This is a genomic window from Streptomyces sp. NPDC021356 (genome assembly GCF_040641015.1).
GTDB lineage: Bacteria > Actinomycetota > Actinomycetes > Streptomycetales > Streptomycetaceae > Streptomyces.
Genome location: NZ_JBFACU010000097.1, coordinates 1 through 2,318, shown reverse-complemented (window position 1 = coordinate 2,318; position 2,318 = coordinate 1). Strand labels below are relative to the sequence as shown.

Here is a 2,318-nt window from a genome sequence, read left to right as displayed (position 1 = left end):
GGTCCGCGTAGACGGCCACGCTCGCGATTCCGGCGTCCCGGCAGGCCCGGGCCACGCGGACAGCGATTTCGCCACGGTTGGCGATGAGCACCTTGCGCACGATTGAGGCTCCCTCCTTGAAACAAGCCGAGTTTAGGGACTGCCGACACGGCACTTCGACCCGTCCCCAATGGTGAGCTTGCCCACACGGAGCGTGATTCGAGGCTCGCTCGACCCGCGAAAGTCCTAGTCGCACCTTGGTACGCAGGACTCTTTCGGAAAACCCTAGCCCGCCGGTGTGGTCAAGGTCTCTGTGAGAGGGTGCTGCGGCCCACTTCGTTTCTTTGTGGAGTCCCTACGAATGGCCCAATGAATCTTTGCCCTCGGCAGGACTCTTGTCCCCAGGTTTACCGGTTAGTAGCGTTCGCGATGTCTGACGGTACTGGCGGTAACAGGGCTCCGGGTGGAGCGGTGGTCGGAAGTGGGTGGATCCGGTGGTGCGCAGACCGGTGGCATGGGTCGTGGCGGTCGTGCTCTTCGCGGAGGCCCTCGGCTTCGCGGCGGTGAACTGGCTCCTCGGTGAGGTCGTCCACCGGCAGCGGATGTCCCTGGCCGGTCTGGACTCGAACATGATGTCGACGTCCTCGAAGATCGCCGGAGTGGTCTTCGGCCTCTACCTCGCCCTGTGCGCTCTGGTCGCCCTGCTCGTCGCCGTGCGGGGCCGCCGCCCGGCCGGGTTCGGACGCGGGCTGCTCGTCAGCGCGGCCGTGGTCCACGCGCTGCTGGGCGCCTTCGCGTGGGGGCTGGTGGGCTGGGCGGCGTTCCTGTTCATGATCGTCGTACTGGCGCTGATCGTGCTGCTCCTGATGACGTACGACCCGCAGGCGGAGCCGCGGGACGGCGCGTCGGCGGGCGGCCCGCAGGGCGGCGGGCCGGCCCCGGCGGCCCCTCCGGCCGAGCCCACGGCCCCCTGAACCGGCCTTGGCTCCCCGCCGCGCCCACGGCCGCTCAGGCCTGGCCCGCGGTCCCCTGCCCGGCCCGGTACCTCAGGCACGGTCGCTCAGGCCGAGCTCGCGGCCCCCTGCCCGGCCCCGGTACCTCAGGGCGGACTCAGTTCTCCTGGGCCGGGGCCCACAACTCGGTGATGCCCACGCCGAGTTCCGCCAGCAGCCTGCGCAGCAGGGGCAGGCTGAGGCCGATGACGTTGCCGTGGTCGCCGTCGATGCCGTCGATGAAGGGGGCCGACCGGCCGTCCAGGGTGAAGGCGCCGGCCACGTGGAGGGGCTCGCCCGAGGCGACGTACGCGGCGATCTCCTCGTCCGTCGGCTCGCCGAAGCGGACCACGGTGGAGGCGGTGGCCGCGGCGTGACGGCCGCCGGCCGTGTCCCAGACGCAGTGCCCGGTCTGGAGCGTCCCGGCCCGTCCGCGCATCGCCTTCCAGCGGGCGAGCGCCTCCTCGGCGTCGGCGGGCTTGCCGAGGGCCCGGCCGTCGAGGTCGAGCACCGAGTCGCAGCCGATCACCAGGGCGCCCTTGACCTCCGGCCGGGCCGCCACGACGGAGGCCTTCGCCTCGGCGAGGGCGAGCGCCAGTTCGGCGGGCGTGGGCGCGGTGATCGCGTCCTCGTCGACCCCGCTGACGATCACCTCCGGGTCCAGCCCGGCCTGCCGGAGCAGAGCGAGCCGGGCGGGGGACTGGGAGGCGAGTACGAGTCGGCGGCGCGGCTGGTCAGTCATGCGGCCAGCGTATCGGCGCAGGCGGCAGCGCTCACCTCAGGCCGATCGCCACCATCGCGACCACCATGGCCAGCGCCATGAGAACACCGAGCCGCCGCAACATGGCCTGCATGTCGCGCAGTTCCTTCGGCGGCTCGTTCTCGGGGTCGGACCACAGCATTCCTCGATGGTCCGGGGGCGGGCGGGTGCGGCGCCTGAGTACGCGTACTCAAGTTGGCGCCGGGGCGGGCCCGGGCGTCCCCGGGCGTCCTGGGGGTGGCCCGGGGCCGGGCCCGGGGCGGTCAGCCGGGCCAGTACGTGCGGGACCAGGCCGCCGGGCCGGGGTGGGGGATCCGGTGGGCGGCGATGCGGGACGGGTCGGCCCAGGAGTCCCGGGGGCGGGGCGCGCCGGACGGACGGTCGGCCGCCGCCGCGGCGCGCGCCCGGACCACCGCCAGTGCGGCGGCCAGCTCCTCCGGGGTGGGGTTGCCTCGTACGACCTTGATGGTCATGTGGTCTCCCAGGGGGCTCACAGGGGGATGTTGCCGTGCTTCTTCGGGGGGAGGGTTTCCCGTTTGGTGCGCAGGTGTCGCAGGCCGCGGATGATGTGGGAGCGGGTGTCGGAG

The 2,318-nt window shown here is 72.6% G+C and carries 5 protein-coding genes; 1 reads left to right on the top strand and 4 read right to left on the bottom strand.

Annotated elements, in window-relative coordinates; all coding sequences use genetic code 11:
* A partial coding sequence (locus AB0G56_RS42095; protein ID WP_157847070.1) for a biotin carboxylase N-terminal domain-containing protein occupies positions 1 to 100 on the bottom strand: 100 nt, incomplete at its 3' end.
* A gap of 373 nt (positions 101 to 473) precedes the next feature.
* On the opposite strand from AB0G56_RS42095, the gene AB0G56_RS42090 reads away from it, so the two are divergent.
* Positions 474 to 953, top strand: coding sequence for a hypothetical protein (locus tag AB0G56_RS42090; protein ID WP_360981625.1), 480 nt, complete (start codon positions 474 to 476; stop codon positions 951 to 953).
* 136 nt (positions 954 to 1,089) lie between these two features.
* On the opposite strand, the gene AB0G56_RS42085 is transcribed toward AB0G56_RS42090, so the two are convergent.
* From AB0G56_RS42085 to AB0G56_RS42075, 3 genes are all read right to left on the bottom strand, one after another.
* The gene (locus tag AB0G56_RS42085) at positions 1,090 to 1,713 is read right to left on the bottom strand and encodes a nucleoside triphosphate pyrophosphatase (protein WP_360981622.1); all 624 of its coding nucleotides are present in this window, start codon (positions 1,711 to 1,713) and stop codon (positions 1,090 to 1,092) included.
* A gap of 31 nt (positions 1,714 to 1,744) precedes the next feature.
* Positions 1,745 to 1,873: a hypothetical protein gene (locus AB0G56_RS42080; protein WP_360981618.1), complete on the bottom strand. Its 129-nt coding sequence runs from the start codon at positions 1,871 to 1,873 to the stop codon at positions 1,745 to 1,747.
* Between the two features lie 121 nt (positions 1,874 to 1,994).
* Positions 1,995 to 2,204: an acyl-CoA carboxylase epsilon subunit gene (locus AB0G56_RS42075; protein WP_360981628.1), complete on the bottom strand. Its 210-nt coding sequence runs from the start codon at positions 2,202 to 2,204 to the stop codon at positions 1,995 to 1,997.
* Positions 2,205 to 2,318: the final 114 nt, after the last annotated feature.